The sequence below is a fragment of the Flectobacillus roseus genome, assembly GCF_030056595.1.
In the GTDB taxonomy this organism is placed as follows: domain Bacteria; phylum Bacteroidota; class Bacteroidia; order Cytophagales; family Spirosomataceae; genus Flectobacillus; species Flectobacillus roseus.
This window is the reverse complement of the sequence record NZ_JASHIF010000008.1, coordinates 109,930-128,377: the sequence shown is the minus strand read 5'-3', so window position 1 is coordinate 128,377 and position 18,448 is coordinate 109,930. Positions and strand designations below refer to the sequence as shown.

The window sequence follows — 18,448 nt, the reverse complement described above, 5'->3', positions numbered from 1 at the left end:
CGACTAACTTTGTGATATGAAGGTATATTACGGAATTCAAGAATTTCAAAAACTAGAAAACGCAGTTGTTACCAGTGGCACTTTTGATGGCGTGCATCTGGGACACCAAAAAATATTAAAAAGGCTTGCTGAAGTAGCGCAACAAACAGGAGGGGAAAGTGTAGTTATTACTTTTTACCCGCATCCTCGCACGGTGGTGTCAGCCGATAATCAAGAAGTAAAACTCCTTTCAACTTTGGATGAAAAAATAGAATTGTTGACCCAAAATGGCGTCCAACATCTATTAGTGATTCCATTTACTAGAGAGTTTTCAGAACTTACCTCTGAGGAGTTTATCCAGAAAGTAATTATCAATACGATTGGTACAAAAACTTTGGTGATTGGCTATGACCATCGCTTTGGGAAAAACCGAGAAGGAGGTTTTGACTATCTAGTACAAAATGCTAGTCGCTATGGTTTTGGCGTTGAGGAAATTTCACGCCAAGATATCGACCATATTGCGGTAAGCTCATCCAAGATTCGTAAGGCTATCCAAGATGGTGATATGACCCAAGCACAACATTTTTTAGGTCGTAATTACGATTTGAATGGCTTGGTGGTAAAAGGCAAACAAATAGGTCGTACCATTGGTTTTCCGACAGCTAATATCCAAGTGCGTGAACAAACCAAGCTAGTTCCTCAAGATGGTGTCTATGCGGTTTGGGTATACTACAATGCCGAGAAATTGAGAGGAATGCTCAATATTGGTAACCGACCAACGGTAGATGGCACTTACAAAACGATTGAAGTGAATATCCTAGATTTCAACAAAGAAATTTATGGAGAAAACCTAAAAGTAGAATTTGTTCAGAAAGTTAGAGCCGAACAAAAATTCAATGGATTAGATGCATTGAAGGCGCAAATCGCTCAAGACAAACTGACCGTTTCTGATATCTTGAAATAATGAGTTACCATTTTCTCAATTAGCTGATGATTTATGTTGTCAGATAATTGAATATAAGCAGGAATACGTTATGAGTTAATCCTGCAAGTAAGATTGTATTATAACCTAGTTCGAGAATTAGTGTCGGACTGGGTTTTGCTTCAGTTTATAAACTGTATAAAAATTAAATCCAAGACTAATTCTTGAACTACTCAGCATTAGAATCACTTCTAAACTTTTAGTCTAACGAGCGCCAACAAGAAGCGTTTGTTAAATAGATGTCCCCTTGCTTTTCTCTCACAGTCTACACTTTTTTACTTCAAATAATTTTAACCAATCAATATTTATTGTACTATTTTAAGAATATTCGGTATAAACAGGATGGGGCATGATGGTTCATCCTGAGACAATAGGTTATTTTACAATAAATAATTTGTAAAGTGCAAAGTGAAAACAGTGGATTTTAACTGTTTCTACTTACAAAAATTACTTTGCAAACTTGTGTTAACCGACAACAAAAGACCTTATCGAAATGGAAAGTCAGGAAAACAATCTCAACAGAAGAGCATTTTTACAACAAACATCACTGGCATCAGCGGGCTTGCTTATGGCAAACTTGTCTGAAACACTTGGCAATAATACCACCAAACGCAAAGTAGCCATGGTGGGTACTGGTCATCGTGGAACGGGTATGTGGGGAACCCCAGTTGTAAAAGAATTTGGTGATGTAATTGAGTTTGTTGGTTTGTGTGACATCAATCCAGGACGTGCCGAAACAGCAAAGCAATTCTTGGGTGTAAATTGTAATGTTTACACAGATTTCGAGAAAATGATGAAGGAAACCAAGCCCGATTTATTGATTGTAACCACAGTCGATGCTACGCATGATAAGTTTATTATTCGTGGGATGGAATTGGGTGCTGACATCATTACCGAAAAGCCGATGACTACTGATGAAGGAAAATGTCAGGCTATTTTGGATGCCGAAAAGCGTACTGGCAAAAAGGTGACGGTTACTTTTAATTATCGCTATTCGCCTCACCGTCAGAAGATTTATGAACTTTTGCGTGAAGGTGCTATTGGAAAAGTTACTTCTGTAGATTTCCATTGGTATTTGGATACTCGTCATGGTGCAGACTATTTCAGACGCTGGCACCGACTTCGTGAAAATTCTGGTTCGTTATGGGTACACAAAGCCAGTCACCACTTCGATTTGCTGAACTGGTGGTTAGAATCAGAGCCTGAATCCGTATATGCACAAGCGTCGCTTGAGCACTATGGAAAAAATGGCGAAAAACGAGGTAACAATTGTCGTTCGTGTGATTACAAGTCTTCTTGTAATTTTTATTGGGATATAACAAAAGACACCCGCTTAACGAAGCTTTATGTAGAAAACGAAAAGCATGACGGCTACTTGAGAGACGGTTGTGTGTTTAAAGAAGATATAAATATTTTCGATAAAATGGCCGCTACCATTCATTATGCTAACGGTGTCAACGTTGCCTATTCTTTAACCACTTATTCGCCTTACGAAGGATACAGAATAGCGTTTAACGGAACCAAAGGTCGCTTGGAGGCATGGATTAAGGAGTCGGGCAAAATGACCATTGAGAACTATGATGAACTGATGCTTTCTCGCAATTTTGGCGACATCGAATACATCAAAATTCAACAAGCTGAAGGACATGGCGGAGGAGATGCACGCTTGAGAGATAAGATTTTCCGTAATCCTACTGCCAAAGATACCTATCGTCAGGCTGCGGGAAGTCGTGATGGAGCAATGGCTATCTTAGTTGGGATAGCAGCAAGAAAAAGCTCAGACACAGGACAACCTGTAAAGATAGCCTCATTGACCGACCTAAAACCATTGGCGGTAAAATCGTATTAAAATGCTTGAGGCTGTAAGCATTAGGCAAAAAGATTCAATTATTTCGTGAGAAATACTTTTCAACTTTTAGCCTACAGCATAAAGCCTAGAGCTTAATAAAAGTAAAATTTAAAATGTGCTTTATGCTTTCAGCCATGGCATTCGGCAAAACATATCTATCGTTACTAAAAAACTTTTTGACACTCTTTGCCTTGTGCCTGTTGCCTTGTCCTAAAATAAAAAACTTAAAATACCAGACTTCTAAATATTTAATTCTAAGACACTATTTGCGCTAATGAAAAGCTTTCCAGAACCTTTATGAAAAATAAAGGGGCTAGGCTTTTCATTGCCTTTTTGTACCTAGTGCTCCAAAAATTATCTATTAAAAGACTGATTATAAATCGTAAAACAGAGGCTCGAACCCTTCATTATCTTTTAATCCAAATTAAAAACAGACTATATGAGATCAATTAGACAATTTGTATGGATCGTTTTGTGCTTGCTTTCTTATGTTGGCTTGGCACAAGAACGAGTGGTGACTGGTAAAATTACCGACGCATTGAATAACCAAGGAGTTCCTGGTGTGAGTGTCTTGGTGAAGGGAAGTCAGCGTGGTGTTACTTCTGATGTAAATGGTGGTTATTTTATTTCGGTTGGAAAAGGTGCAGTGATAGTTTTTACTTCGGTAGGTTATGAGAAACTTGAAGTAGCGATTGACGGTCAAACAAAGCAAGATGTAAGTTTAAAGCCAGATATTAAATCGTTGGATGAGGTTGTGGTAGTTGGATATGGTACCCAGAAAAAAGCGAACGTAACAGGCGCAATGGCCAATTTCAATGCCAAAGATTTGGATCAACGTCCGATTGCTCGTGTTGACCAAGCTTTGGTTGGACAATTAGCTGGGGTACAAGTAAAACAAACTTCAGGTACACCCGGTAAAGGTTTTAGTGTGCAAGTACGTGGCTCAGGTTCAATTTCGGCTAGTAATGAGCCTTTGTATGTAATTGATGGTTTTCCATTAGAAACTTCTGGACAAAATGCCTCAGGTGGTTTCAGTACAGGTAACCCATTAGACAATATCAACCCAAATGATATTGAAAATATTCAGGTATTAAAAGATGCTTCTTCTGCCGCGATTTATGGTTCAAGAGCTGCCAATGGTGTTGTTTTGATTACTACGAAAAAAGGTCAGGAAGGAAAAGCAAAAATTACTTTTAATGCTTATTCGGGTATTACGAAAGCCGTTAGAATGTTGGATATGTTAAGTGCTGACGAGTGGGTTGACCGTGCAACAGAGATGATCAATGCCCAGTGGGTGGCATCTGGTGTAGGTCGTACGGCATCGCAAACTACGGCCGAAAGGAGAGCTATCTTAGGTTTGGCTTCTACAGCAGTAAACTCAAACTTGATGTTGGATGACCGTTGGGCTCAAGCGGGTCACCCAGGATTAAATTATATCGACTGGCAAAAAGAAGCTTTCAGAACAGGTAAAGTAAACAACTATCAGTTGTCTGCAAGTGGAGGAAATAACTATGTGAAGTACTATGTGTCAGGTAACATGACTCACCAAGATGGTACAGTTTTGAATACCTATTACCGTAACTACTCAGCTCGTGCAAACGTAGAAGTAAAAGCAAACGAAAGATTAAAGTTTGGTGTAAACTTAGCCCCATCATACTCGGAAGCAAATGACCCAGGTGTTGAAGGGAAAGATGCTATTTTGCATATTGTAGCAGGTATGACGCCAGTACAAGAAAATGGTTTGGATGCTAACACGGGTCAATATGGTCAATATCCATGGAGTGTGAGCCGTAACAGTCCTATTCGTCAATTGGAAAACAACATTGGTCTTACGAAGACATTTAGAACGATTTTCTCAACTTTCGTAGATTATCAATTGGCAAAAGGATTGACATTCAGAAGCTCTATCAACTTTGACAATACTGATTTGTCGACCAAAAGATACAGTCCAGACTGGGTAAATGGCAGTTTGTCTGCACGTACTACAACACCAGGTTTGTCTACTTCTGGTAGTTTCTCTACTTTGAAAAAACAGACTTTGGTTAATGAAAATACTTTGTCTTACTCTACAACTATCAACGAAGATCATGATATCTCGGCTGTAGCGGGTTATGCCTATAACTTGACAAAAATTGGAACGTCAACGATGTCATCAAACGGTGGTTATAACAGTAGTACCATTACAAGTTTGAATGCGGCAGTAAGTGTAACAGGTAATACCAACGAAACACAAAACGTATTGTTGTCTTATTTTGGTCGTGTGCAATACGGTTACAAAGGCAAATACTTATTATCAGCTAGTGTTCGTCGTGATGGTTCTTCTCGTTTTGGCGATAACAACAAATGGGGTTTATTCCCATCAGCTTCTATCGGTTGGAGATTGAGTGAAGAAGATTTTATGAAGAGTGTTTCTTCTGTGAGTGACTTAAAATTGCGTGCAAGCTGGGGTAAAGCTGGTAACTATAACATTGGTGATTATAGCAGTATTTCTACTTTGGGCTTCTATAACTACGATTTTGGCGGTGCTCAGGCAGGTGGTCAAGCACCAAACCGCATTTCTAACCCAGATTTAACTTGGGAAAAATCACAAACAATTGATGTAGGTTTGGATGTTGGTTTCTTGAAAAATCGTTTCACTGCCTCGTTTGACTATTACACAAAACGCAATACTGATTTGTTATTGAACGTACCTGTTCCGCAAGCTACAGGTTTTGCTACCTCACTGACTAACATCGGTGAAGTATTGAATAAAGGTTGGGAATTAGAGATAACTTCTCGCAATATCAACAACTCATCTTTCCAATGGACTACATCGGTTAACTTGAGTCATAACGAAAACCAGGTGGTTCACTTAGGGGCAGGTGACGCAACGATTTATATCCCATCGTCATTTGATATTCCTCACAGTGTATTGCAAGTTGGCGAGCCAATGTATGCTTACCACTTAGTAAAGCAAGTAGGTATTTTGACACAAGCCGATATTGATAACAAAGTAGCTTTATTCGGTACACAAACTGTTGGTGATCCTAAATATTTCGATGCTAATGGTGATGGCAAAATCGATGCTAATGACCGTGTGTATGCAGGCAAGCCGAACCCTGATTTGGTATATGGTATGACAAACACCTTCAAATACAAGGGTTTTGATTTGACTGTATTAGTGCAAGGTCAATCAGGTGGATATGTATATTCATTGTTCGGTCGTGCGGTTGACAGAACTGGTCAAGGTTATACTGACAATGCTTTGGGTATATACAGAGACCGTTGGCGTTCGGTAGATAATCCAGGTGCTGGTTTGAGGGGTAAAGCTTATTCTACATTTGGACGTATCAAGAACACTGACTGGTTGTGGTCATCGGATTACTGGAGAGTTCGTAACATCACTTTAGGATATGATTTGGGTCAAGTAATCAGCAAAAAATATGTAAAAGGTGCTCGCATTTATTTCACTGCCGAAAACTGGTTTGGTGCTGACAAGTACAAAGGTGGTTGGAACCCAGATGCTGTAAATACTAACTTAAGTGGTGACAACTCATTTCCACAAGGCGGTGATTACGGCGGTTTGCCATTGTCTCGTTCTTTGATTTTAGGTCTTAACTTGACATTCTAATTGGGCATTGAGGATTGGATGTTTGTTGAAAAGTACCCAACCTCCAACCTCCACCCAAAGCCAAAAGATCATATCCTTTACAGATAATTTTATTGACAACATGAAAAAAGTATTTTTATATATAGCATTGGCCGCTTTAGGGTTGACAAGTTGTACAGATGAACTTGACCAAACACCTATTTCTAGTGCCACAACTTTGACATTTTACCAAACAAACAACGACTTCTTGCAAGGCATCAATGCAGTTTATGCTTCTTTGTCCGCCTATCCTGAACGTCAGTTGAATTTATCAGAAACTCGCTCAGACAATTTGTATGCAGTATCTGATGGCGGTGTGCGTGACTGGGAAGGTATCAACTCTTTCCATCAAACGATTTCTTCGAACCCGTACATTGCTGAGGCTTGGAGTGCCAACTACAGTGGTATTTTTAAGGCGAATAACTTCTTAGACCAATTGACAAAAAATGGTTCTGTGATTACAGACCCTGCTTTGAAAACTCGTTTTGAGGCAGAAGCACGTTATTTGCGTGCTATGTTCTATTTTGACTTGGTGCGTTGGTTTGGTAAAGTACCTGTGATTGATAAGGTTGTGTCACAAAACGAAGCACTATCAATCGGTCGTTCTTCGGTAGCTGATGTTTACAAATTAATTATTTCAGATTTGCAGTTTGCCGCAACCAATTTACCAGTAAGTTATACGACGACCAATGTTGGTCGTGCTACAAATAATGCTGCAAAAAGCTTATTGGCTTTGGTTTATATGACTCGTTCGGGGGCTACTTATGGTATCGAAGGACCAGGTATCAACTCAAATGAATGGTCACAAGCATTAACCTTGTTGAATGATGTGATTAGCTCTGGAAAATATTCACTTCAAAGTACTTATGCGGGCGTTTTCTCTTACACAAATGAAAACAATAGCGAAGTAGTTTTTGATGTGCAATATATCAGTGGTGGCTTGGGCTTAGGAGCAAGTTTCCCTTGGATGTTGGCTCCAGATACTTATTTTACAGCCAATGGCTTGGGTGCACAAGGTGGTTTGACCATCCGTCCAGTTTCTTCAGATTTAGTAAGTACCTATGAAGCAGCGGATGTTCGCAGAACATTCTCAATCTTGACTGGATATACTTCAAATGGTGTACAAGAAACACGTCCATTTTTCAAGAAATATCTTGATTTGTCAAAATATGGTAAAAGCCGTACTGACTGGCCTATCAACTTTATCGTGTCTCGTTATGCAGATATCTTATTGTTAAAAGCAGAGTGTCTATTGCGTACAAATAACGGTGTTGCCACTGACGAAGCTATTGCCTTAGTGAACCAAGTTCGTAAACGTGCTGGCTTGGCAAACGTTACTACTTTGACTTTGGACGGACTTTTGGCAGAGCGTCGTAAAGAGTTTGCTGCGGAAGGTTCAAGATGGCATGACTTAGTACGTTTTGGCGTAGTTGATAAAGTGATGGCTGCATGGATTCCTAAAGAAGATGTGTTGAAGCAAATGAAATCATTTACTACTAACTACATCATCTATCCAATTCCTCAAACAGAAATTGATGTAAAAACTGGTCTATATACACAAAACGCGGGATACTAGATTGTCAAGAAGTTGTGAATGAGAAGTTGTACTTTGATTTCCAAGTTTAATACACTTATCTAGTTTGGGGCTTGAATTTAGTTTTTATGATTTTCTAAAGGCTAATTTCCTAATATACCTCCGCTATCTTCACGACGGCTTGAGTTGAAATGACTCAAGCCGTTTTTTGTAGGTAAGAAATTACAGTTCTCGAAATAAATTCCTTCTAAATCTTTATTTTTCGTCGATTAACTATAAATTGCGTCAAAAGTAAAACTGAGCATTTGACACATGACAACTAATTATCAATTCCTACCCCAACTCATAATTCGTACACCTGCATTTGCTTTTAATGATGATTTTGATGAAACTTTTCTTTTTCAATTATTAGAAAATCCTCAATTCACTGAAGCCTTGTATTTAGCATCCCCTGTACTTTTTGAAGAAGCCAAAGCTTTAAAAAATCAAGAAAAAGTGGATGCCAAGAAGAAGCAAAAAGTCTTATTTTCTTTATCAAAATATTACACACGGATGTGTTCGAGGTGTACGCCATTTGGACTCTTTGCAGGTTGTGCTATCGCCGAATGGAGTGACCAAACTTCTATCCAATTTGCAGAATCTTTCCACCGACATACTCGCTTAGATATGCACTATGCTGGCGCTTTGGCACAGCGTTTAGCCGAAATTCCAGAGATTGCCCAACGAATTCTTTACTATCCCAATTCGAGTCAGTATAGACTAGGAGAGGAGTTTCGCTATGTGGAATACCGTTATGTAAATGGAAAGCGACAGCATCAGATTTCGGCCATTGATTATTCGCCCTATATCGATTTTATTTTGCAAAAAGCTCAGTCGGGTGCTACCTTACTCGAACTGGCGTTATCTTTGGTAGAAGATGAAATTACGCTGGAACAGGCGCTAGATTTTGTGGCAGAACTGATTAACGCTCAGCTCTTGGTTAGTGAGTTGGAACCTGCCATTACGGGTGACACTTTTACACAACAACTCATTACGATTCTTGCCCGAATCAATCACAACGGAGATTTAGAAGGGATTTTATCAATTCTTCAAAAGGTTGAAGAAGCTTTACAGAATATTGATAAACAGTCTTATAATCCTGTTGAGTCTTATGCTCAAATTATGGAATTACTCAAGCCTTTGGGTATCCCTTTTGAGGAAGGCAAACTCTTTCAAACTGACAGAATCAATCAACTCGAACAGACTTTCATTCAAAAAGATATACAGGAGGATATATCGGAGGCGATAGAGCTTCTGTATAAAGCACAAACTCCAAGCGAAAATGGTACGCTAAAACAATTTATCGACCAATTTTATGAACGATACGATGCTCAGGAAGTACCTCTGCTAGTAGCTTTGGATACCGAGGCGGGCATAGGATATGGCATAACTGGCAAAAATCAGTTGACGCCCATCGCAGAAGGCTTGAGTGCTAAAGGACAGGTATCTTCCACAAAATCGTGGCAAATGGGTGATTGGGAGCAATATCTGTTTCAACAATGGCTCGAAGCTTATCGCCAAAGCGCCTTTCAAATTGACCTACAGGAAAAAGAAATTGCACAACTATTTTCGGATAAACCTCCTATGGCAGCGTCTATTCCAGTCATGTTTCGTTTGACGGGAGATAGTCAATATCCCATGTATCTCGAAAATATTGGAGGTTCGAGTGCTGTCAATATCATTGGTCGTTTTGCGCATGCTTCTGAGGAAATATTGTCTGTAGCGAAGGAAATCACCGAACAAGAACAAGCTCAAAACCCTGAGGTTATTTTGGCAGAAATTGTACATCTTCCCGAAAATCGTGTAGGAAATATCATTCTTCACCCTGCCTTTAGGCAATACGAAATTCCTTATTTGGCAAAATCTTCGGTAGGATCAGTCTATCAACTGTCTTTGGATGATTTGATGGTGTCGGTGGATATTTTGGCTAGAAAAGTGATTTTACGCTCAAAAAGGTTACAAAAAGAAATAGTGCCAAGATTGAGCAATGCCCATAATTATATCCATAATGCTGTTCCTGTATATCGTTTTTTGGGCGATTTGCAGCACCAAGGTCAGACAAATTCTGTAGGTATCAACTGGCAAAAAGTTTATCCCGAAGCTTCTTTTTACCCAAGAGTTTGTTTTAAAAATATGATTTTAGAACCAGCTACTTGGCAATTGCAACGCAAGGATTTTGAAAAATTACTCAAGCAACCAGAAAATCAAGAAGCGTTAGATTTATTCCTTGAAGAATGGAAACTACCTCAACGATTTGTTTTATCCGATTCAGATAATGAGTTATTGGTCAATACACAGAATCCTTTGAGTGTTCAAACATGGTTAGATACGATCAAAAATAGGTCAGAAATTATTCTTAAAGAGTTTTTGTTCAATCCAAATTCTGCCATTTTTCAAAATAATCAACAAAAAGGCTTTACCAATCAGGTAGTTGCATTTTTAGTAAAAAAAGAAAAGCACTATACTTCAAAGCCACTTCTCGTTAAGCCTCTTGAGTCTACACAAAGGTCATTTGCCCTAGGTTCTGAATGGCTCTATTACAAGGTTTATTGTGGTGTGCAGTCAGCGGAGGTTATTCTTTCGGAGGCGATTACACCTGTGCTGACGTACTTAAAAGACGCTCAATTGATTGATAATTGGTTCTTTATCCGTTATGCGGATCCCGAAAAACATATTCGATTGCGGTTCCATTTGAAAGATGTAAATGCTATTACCCAAGTATTGACAGCTATTAATCGGGCACTTTTGATTTTTAAGGAAAATAATCGAATATCTCAAATTTTGGTCGATACCTACGAACGGGAGCTTGAAAGATATGGAGCAAATATTATAGACGAAACCGAACAATGGTTTGGGGCTGATAGTGATATGGTGCTTGGGTTTATCAATGCAACTTCGAAAGAAAATAGGGATGATTTACGATGGATATTTGCTTGTAAGGCATTGGATATTTTGTTAAATGATTTTGATTGTACCATTCAAGCCAAATATTCTTTGATGGAGTCGATGAGAGATAGCTTTGCCAGAGAATTTAATCTGGACAAGCCTATGAAGTTATTGTTGGATGCAAAATTTAGGGAAAACCGTAAAGTACTCGAACAATTTTTGGTTTTGGAATTAGAAGACGAGCACGAATATGCGCCACTTTTATCGCTCATTCAAGCTCGTTCGATGAATACTACCAGTATTGTCAAAGTAATTGTAGAAAAACAGGATATTGCTTACCGTTCCAAATATCTCAGTGATTTGATTCACATGACCATCAATCGGATATTTCCAGATGGTCAGCGCACGCATGAGTTATTGATATATGATTTTATGAGCCGTTATTACAAATCGCTCATGGCTAGATCTAAGCAGTAGGCAATTTAGATGTTAGGTTAGTACTGTACGAAGGAATTTTAACAATTTCAGATTTGGGATTTCTGATTTCGGAAATAAAGTAAAATGTCTCTATTTTTTACAAAACATAAAAGATTATACTTCCGAAATCCAACATCCGATATCCGAAATAAACAGTTTTCATATTCCTTCGTACACTACTAACTCATCATTCACAATTCATCATTCACAACTCCTATCGATCTGTGAGCGTTTTGAGGAAAGCAATCAAGGCTGTTTTTTCGGCTTTGCTCAATTTGAGTTGTTCATCTGAAAGGGTTTGATTTTCTAGCTTTATACCCAAACCCAATGCACCGCCATGATCATAAAAGTCAATGACGGAATTCAAATCTTGATAGGCGCCGTTGTGCATGTAAGGTGCTGTTTTTTCAATATTGCGAATGGTGGGTGTTTTGAAAGCAAAATGCCAATCAGCAATTTGTGGATTGTACGTGCCACGTCCTAAATCTTTATCTATTGTTTTGCTCCGAGGTTGGTCAAAAACACCCAAAACTTCTGATTCTGTTTTCTGAAAATCAGGAGGAACAGTTCCGTTAAATAATGGGAAAAAGTGACAAGTACCGCATTTGGCTTTTCCCATAAACAAATTGAAACCTACTTTTTCCGTTTCATCCAAAATGCCTTTTCCCTTCATATATTGGTCAAAACGACTATTGAAAGGAGATAGCGAGCGAACGTAAGACGCTATGGCATTTCTCAAATGTCTAGTCTCTAGTTTACTTACTTTTGGAAAAGCTTTTTGAATAGCCTGCTTATATTTTTCATCCTTTTCGATGAGAGACAAGGCTTTTTCCAAATTCCCTTTCATTTCTAAAGGATTATGCACTACTTTTTCTGCTTGTTCTTCTAGGCTACTGACACTCAAATCATAAAATTGCTTGCTTTGTAAGCCCGCGTACATGAGGGTAGGGGTATTGCGTTGCACTTGTTTTCCTGAAATACCTTTGGCTTTTTTGAGTCCATCAGTAAAAGCTTTATCAGGTTGATGGCAAGTACCACAACTGATGCCATTTCCATTAGAAAGAACAGGGTCGAAAAATAGCATTTGTCCCAATTCACTTTTGGCTGGATTGGAATAGGATTCGGCATTATGCGTATAAAAATCGCCACTAAAAGCATTAGTGTCAAAATATGAGCTTGCTTCGACAGAAAGAATACGTGTATCCTTCATTGGTGCTATTTCTTGGAGCTTTTGCCAATTGACCAGACTTTTAGTCAGCGGTTGGATATACTGTTTGATGCACGTCATGGCATCGAAACTTTCGCTTTTTTGCGTTTCTAAAAATTGAATGCTTTCAGAAAATGTTTGTGCTAAATCCTTATCCACTTCTCCAAAAATATCTAAGTATTTAGGCAAATGAGCTAAGGCAGCTTTACTTTCGGCAATTTTGTTTTGCGAAAGAGGCGTATCAAATCCGCTTAATCCTAATGAACTTATTCTAAATAGCTCAAGTCGTGCCGCATCTAAACATTGGCTTGGCAAGTATTCTAAATCCTGTAAGGTTTGGTATCTTTTAAGTTCTGTTTGAAGTTTGTTGATTTGATGAATTAGTTCTTGATGATTAGCGGTATCGATTTTCGGGAAAACATATTCTTCAATCACCTGAAAACCACCAGGCTCATTAATCATATTTTCTTCTATTTCAATCTCATTCAAGGGTGCGCCATTGACCAATCTCGTGGCAGAAGGCATGAAGTATTCGGTAATAAATTCAATTTTTTTATAGGCTATTCTAGCTTGAAGAAAGGCGTTTTGTATAGAATCTTGTGGTTGTTTGGTAACTACCGTTTGCTGTAGTTTTGATACTTTCTCATTCAAAATACCCAAATCAACTGCCATTTGTTTCTTGAAAGCAATGGTTGGATCTTCTGGTTTACAAGACCATAGCAAGGAAATAAAGAAAAGTAACGTATATTTTTTCATAATACTATTGAGAATAAAAATTGCCCCTGATTAAAATAACCAAGGGCAATATGACTAACGAGAGATTTTATTTATGATTGATCTAGGATTTTCGTTTATCTTGGTACGCCAGACAAAATTACAACTTGTCCGCCTTCCGCGTATGATCCTGTGCTACTATCTGTAATACTTTTTGCAACAGTTGAGTTACTACCATCAGCATTACTGTATTTCATATCACGCCAAGTATGTGGGTGAATGTTCAATAAAAATGTGCCAGGAATACCTACAAGGTCAGAAATATCGTGCATAGCACCGTATTCCCAAGAGCTCAGAGTGTTCACGCTGATTGGGTTATATTTTGCATTGAAAGTGGCGTCTGTACGACGGTGGTTCATTTCAATCATTGGTTTCAATGCCTTCGTAGCGATATTGTATTGCCACACACGACCATCATGCTTATTGTCAGCATAGAATGAGTCACCATCTTCCTGAATGTAAACATAGTTTTCAGTTACACAAAGGTTGTCAGGGTTTACAATGCTGTTACCTGGGTCAACAACGCCGTCTACCAACGCTTCCAATGTTCCTTTTAATGGATTGCTAGCATCAAGTGCTAAGTGGTACACACGTCCCCACATGGTTTTGCCAGCTACAGGAGTTTTCTTGTCACTTTGGCTTACACCAGTCGCAGTAAAGTAAATATCACGATTTTTTGAAGCAGAACCTTTTCCATAGTCAACATCCTCTACACGAGCAAATTGAATGGCATTTTTAGTAACTGAAAGTGCAGCGATCTGAGCACCTGTCAAGCTTTTAGCATTTTCAATTTCTACAAATTCTACATCATATTTCTGTCCAACAGCAATATTGGTCTCGATAGGGTCATTGTTGGTTCTTTTCAAGAAATATAATTTACCATTTGTCAAATCTCCAACCGTATTAGAAACATAGGCTATCAACTGACCATTGGTATCATCTTCTCCGATAATAATAACAGTTTTGCCCGCAAAAGCTTCTTTGGGAAGTGGTACGGCATTTTCCATACTAGCTTTACCCAAAGCTGGCAACACTCTCGAAGCATCTTTTTTACCTGAAATATCAGCAAGAGGACTAATTCCATGTACTAAAGATTCGGCACCGCTTTCGCCAGCTGTCAAAAACATTGGTCCAAAACCATGAATTTCTGGTGTAGCTAATGTTGCTGAACACAAACGCCATGTTCCTCCGTCACCATCAAGAATGTATTCACCTTTGGTTGGTTTTAAGGTTTTGTCTAGATAAACTCTTGAAACCGAGCGAATAATTTCATGGTTGTTAATCAAAATAAAACCTTCGCCAGATGGATTTTTCATCAAGCCTGCACCGTCTGGTTGTGCACCAAACACAAAATTTGGAGAGTCTGTCAGTTTGTCGTCTGAGCTAATAAGGGTATTGATTTTAACAGCATCAAAACCAGAAAGTGTTGTTACCAATGATGGGTTTACAGAATAGTCTTTGATGACAACAGGCGTACTTGGAACACCATTTTCATCTTTTTGACACGAAGTTAAAACAGCCAACGCCAATGACGATGCTAGAGAGATAGATAATAGTTTTTTCATAAATTATTAAATGCTTGTATGTGGTTGGGTTTCCAACCTTCATTTTGAATTTCGCTAGCAAAGGTAGGTCTACACTTTAGCCCAAAGTTTAGAGAAATATTAAGGGAATGTAAATCTATTGGGGCCTACATGATTGTTTATAGTTATTTCAGATTTAGGATTGCTGATTTCGGAGATATCAAAAAACTTCTTAAACATACTTTCACTATCCTTCCATCATGCAATTTTAGCTTTTTAAATAATTTTTAATCAATTTTTTCTTGGAATTAATCAATATAAATTTTAAAATTGCATACTAATATTTGTTATGACAAATATTAGTAAAAACAATAATAGCCATGCCAATATATCATCGTTTGGGGAATATTCCCTCCAAAAGACATATTCAGTTTGAGAAACCTACTGGAGGTTTGTTTTACGAAGAATTATTCGGAACGATTGGTTTCGATGGAATGTCTTCATTGTTGTATCATCACCACCGACCGACGCAGGTAAAGGAGATTCTCGAGAGTATTTCAACAGCTCCTAAAATTTCGGTTGATAAAAACATTGCTTCTCGCAAACTAATCGGATTCAATGTTGCGCCTGCACAAGATTTCTTGGACAGTCGAGTTACTTTGATGGTTAACAATGACTTGCACATTGGTGTGGCGGCTCCACAGCAATCACTTCGCACTTACTATTATAAAAATGCAGACGCAGACGAACTTTTATTTATTCATAAAGGAACGGGGACTTTGCGTACCATGATGGGAAATATCCCTTTTGAGTATGGCGATTATCTCGTGATTCCAAGAGGGATGATTTACCAAATTGATTTTGACACAGCAGATAACCGTCTGTTTTTTGTGGAATCATTCCATCCAATTTATACCCCAAAAAGATATCGCAATCATTTTGGGCAAATGATGGAGCACTCACCTTTTTGCGAAAGGGATTACAAGTTGCCTCAACAGCTCGAAACACACGTTGAAACGGGTGATTTTTTGATAAAAATCAAAAAGCAACAAACACTGCATTCGGTGGTATATGCTGCTCACCCCTTTGATGTAACAGGTTGGGATGGTTATAACTATCCATGGGGATTTTCGATTCACAATTTCGAACCGATTACAGGGCGTATTCACCAACCACCGCCAGTGCATCAAACCTTCCATACCGATGCTTTTGTGGTTTGCTCGTTTTGTCCAAGGTTATACGACTATCATCCAAAGGGTATTCCAGCACCTTATAATCATTCCAATATCGACTCTGACGAAGTTTTGTATTATGTAGATGGTGATTTTATGAGTCGAAATGATATTGCTCAAGGACATATCTCACTGCACCCTGGGGGTATCCCACACGGACCACATCCAGGAGCAATGGAACGCAGTATTGGTAAAACCGAAACTCATGAATTGGCTGTGATGGTAGATACTTTTAGACCGTTGATGCTGACGGAGGCCGCCATGAAAATTGATGATGGAAAATACTACCAATCATGGCTTGAAAAATAATAATGTAGCTCACAACTCACAACTCATAAAGAAAATGGAATACGATTTTAAACCTTTTTCAATGTCGCAAGACTATGATTCCTACACATCGGATGATAGAGAAGTTTGGAAAATTCTTTTTGAGCGACAAATGGCACAACTGCCAAAGGTGGCAAGTAAAGAATATCTTGCGGGCTTAGAACGTGTGCAGTTTTCGCCCGAAAAAATCCCCAACTATGCCGAAACCAATGTATTGCTTAGAGGATATACGGGTTGGCAGATTCATGTGGTGCCAGGGCTGATTGCAAATCGACCGTTTTTTGAGTTAATGCAGGCCAAAAACTTTTGTGCTTCTACTTGGCTTCGAAAACGTGAGCAACTCGACTATTTGGAAGAACCAGATATGTTTCATGATATTTTTGGTCATGTGCCTCTACTTTCAAATCCTTCCATTTGTCACTTTTTGGAAGAATTAGCACGTATTGCCTTGCGATTTGTAGATGATCAGGAGGCAATCGAATACATCGCTCGATTGTATTGGTATACCATTGAGTTCGGTTTGATTAGAGAAGATGGAGAACTGAAGATTTATGGAGCAGGAATTTTATCATCTTCTGGCGAAAGCGTGTATTCATTGAAAGCCGATACTGTGGAGCGAATTCCCTATGATATTGTCAAAATTTTTGATACTCCTTATATCAAAGACCATTATCAAGCCCAATACTTTGTGATTGATTCCTACGAAGATTTATTCCACTCTATTCCTATGATTGAGCAAGAATTAGAGAAACGAATGAATCTAAAACATAAGAAAAATACTTTTACTTTTCACGACTCAGAAATCGGACAACATTATGCTAGTATCTGAAAATACCCTCGTGCCAGCCATGGCAAATACCGACTTTTTGCCACTTAATGGCACAGATTACATCGAAATGTATGTGGGTAATGCTCGCCAATCGGCGCATTATTTTCAAACTGCTTTTGGTTTTCAACCATTGGCGTATGCAGGTTTGAGCACTGGTTTGAAAGACCGTGAAAGCTATGTATTGATACAAGATAAAATTCGTTTGGTGCTTACGACTCCTTTGGTAGCTAATACTGAAATTGGTCGTCATATCGATTTGCATGGCGATGGAGTCAAAGCCGTTGCATTGTGGGTAGACGATGCCAAAAGTGCCTTTGAAGAAACAACGAAGCGCGGAGCAGTACCCGTTTTTGAACCTACTGAAGAGTCTGACAAAAGTGGTTCTGTGGTTCGTTCTGCTATCAAAACTTATGGAGATACCATTCATGTTTTTGTAGAGCGCAAAGCATACCAAGGTATTTTCTTACCAAACTTCGTTGCTTGGAACCCGAGCTATCAACCATCAGAATTAGGTTTGAAATATGTGGATCACATGGTTGGCAATGTGGGTTGGAACGAGATGAACACATGGACTACTTTTTACGAAAAAGTAATGGGCTTTACCCAGATGGTTTCGTTTGACGATAAAGATATTTCGACAGAATATACGGCGCTGATGAGCAAGGTAATGTCAAACGGAAACGGTAGAATCAAATTTCCGATAAATGAACCTGCCGAAGGAAAGAAAAAATCACAAGTAGAAGAATACCTTGATTTTTACGGAGGTTCTGGCGTGCAACACATCGCTGTGGCGACCGACAATATTCTCGAAACGGTACAAGGAATGATGGCAAGAGGCGTAGAATTTTTGCAAGTACCTTCAAATTACTACGATTCTTTACTTGAAAGAGTTGGGCAAATAGATGAAGAAATTGAGTCACTTCGTGCCCTTAATATCTTAGTAGATAGGGATGAAGAAGGCTATTTATTGCAAATTTTTACCAAACCTGTAGTTTCAAGACCTACGGTGTTTTTTGAAATTATCCAAAGAAAAGGTGCCAAATCCTTCGGAAAGGGAAATTTTAAAGCACTTTTTGAGGCAATTGAAAGAGAACAAGCATTGAGAGGTACCCTTTAATCAATAGATTGGTGGTTTATTAGAAAAGCGTTGGTAGGTTATTGAGATTTTCTATTATATTTGAA

General features: G+C 38.6%; 10 protein-coding genes. 8 read left to right on the top strand and 2 right to left on the bottom strand.

Translation table 11 applies throughout. The features are described 5' to 3' along the window. Nucleotides 1-16: 16 nt before the first annotated feature. From QM524_RS09505 to QM524_RS09485, 5 genes are all read left to right on the top strand, one after another. A complete protein-coding gene (locus QM524_RS09505) occupies nucleotides 17-943 on the top strand; it encodes a bifunctional riboflavin kinase/FAD synthetase (protein WP_283344388.1) in 927 nt (308 codons plus the stop codon). A 511-nt stretch (nucleotides 944-1,454) separates the two neighbouring features. After that, nucleotides 1,455-2,810 (top strand): Gfo/Idh/MocA family protein, encoded by a 1,356-nt coding sequence (locus tag QM524_RS09500; protein ID WP_283344387.1) that lies wholly within the window; start codon nucleotides 1,455-1,457, stop codon nucleotides 2,808-2,810. Nucleotides 2,811-3,249: 439 nt separating this feature from the next. Continuing rightward, nucleotides 3,250-6,420 (top strand): SusC/RagA family TonB-linked outer membrane protein, encoded by a 3,171-nt coding sequence (locus QM524_RS09495; protein ID WP_283344386.1) that lies wholly within the window; start codon nucleotides 3,250-3,252, stop codon nucleotides 6,418-6,420. 100 nt (nucleotides 6,421-6,520) lie between these two features. Further along, nucleotides 6,521-8,014 carry a RagB/SusD family nutrient uptake outer membrane protein gene (locus QM524_RS09490; protein ID WP_095164062.1) on the top strand — a complete coding sequence of 498 codons (1,494 nt, stop codon included), beginning with the start codon at nucleotides 6,521-6,523 and terminating at the stop codon, nucleotides 8,012-8,014. A gap of 270 nt (nucleotides 8,015-8,284) precedes the next feature. After that, nucleotides 8,285-11,374, top strand: coding sequence for a lantibiotic dehydratase (locus tag QM524_RS09485; protein ID WP_283344385.1), 3,090 nt, complete (start codon nucleotides 8,285-8,287; stop codon nucleotides 11,372-11,374). A 214-nt stretch (nucleotides 11,375-11,588) separates the two neighbouring features. Here the strand turns inward: QM524_RS09485 and QM524_RS09480 are convergent, their stop codons facing one another. Continuing rightward, nucleotides 11,589-13,337 (bottom strand): cytochrome-c peroxidase, encoded by a 1,749-nt coding sequence (locus QM524_RS09480; protein ID WP_283344384.1) that lies wholly within the window; start codon nucleotides 13,335-13,337, stop codon nucleotides 11,589-11,591. A gap of 95 nt (nucleotides 13,338-13,432) precedes the next feature. Continuing rightward, entirely contained in the window at nucleotides 13,433-14,920 is a 1,488-nt protein-coding gene (locus QM524_RS09475) for a PhoX family protein (protein ID WP_283344383.1), read from the bottom strand. A gap of 338 nt (nucleotides 14,921-15,258) precedes the next feature. Here QM524_RS09475 and QM524_RS09470 point away from each other — a divergent pair, with 338 nt between their 5' ends. From QM524_RS09470 to hppD, 3 genes are read left to right on the top strand one after another with little or no spacing between them, the layout of a single operon-like run. Then, nucleotides 15,259-16,419, top strand: coding sequence for a homogentisate 1,2-dioxygenase (locus QM524_RS09470; RefSeq protein WP_283344382.1), 1,161 nt, complete (start codon nucleotides 15,259-15,261; stop codon nucleotides 16,417-16,419). Beyond that, nucleotides 16,382-17,266, top strand: coding sequence for a phenylalanine 4-monooxygenase (locus tag QM524_RS09465; protein WP_283344381.1), 885 nt, complete (start codon nucleotides 16,382-16,384; stop codon nucleotides 17,264-17,266). The genes QM524_RS09470 and QM524_RS09465 overlap by 38 nt, the downstream gene beginning before the upstream one ends. Further along, on the top strand, nucleotides 17,253-18,383 hold the full coding sequence (hppD, locus tag QM524_RS09460; RefSeq protein WP_283344380.1) for a 4-hydroxyphenylpyruvate dioxygenase: 1,131 nt from the start codon (nucleotides 17,253-17,255) through the stop codon (nucleotides 18,381-18,383). The genes QM524_RS09465 and hppD overlap by 14 nt, the downstream gene beginning before the upstream one ends. Nucleotides 18,384-18,448 lie beyond the last annotated feature (65 nt).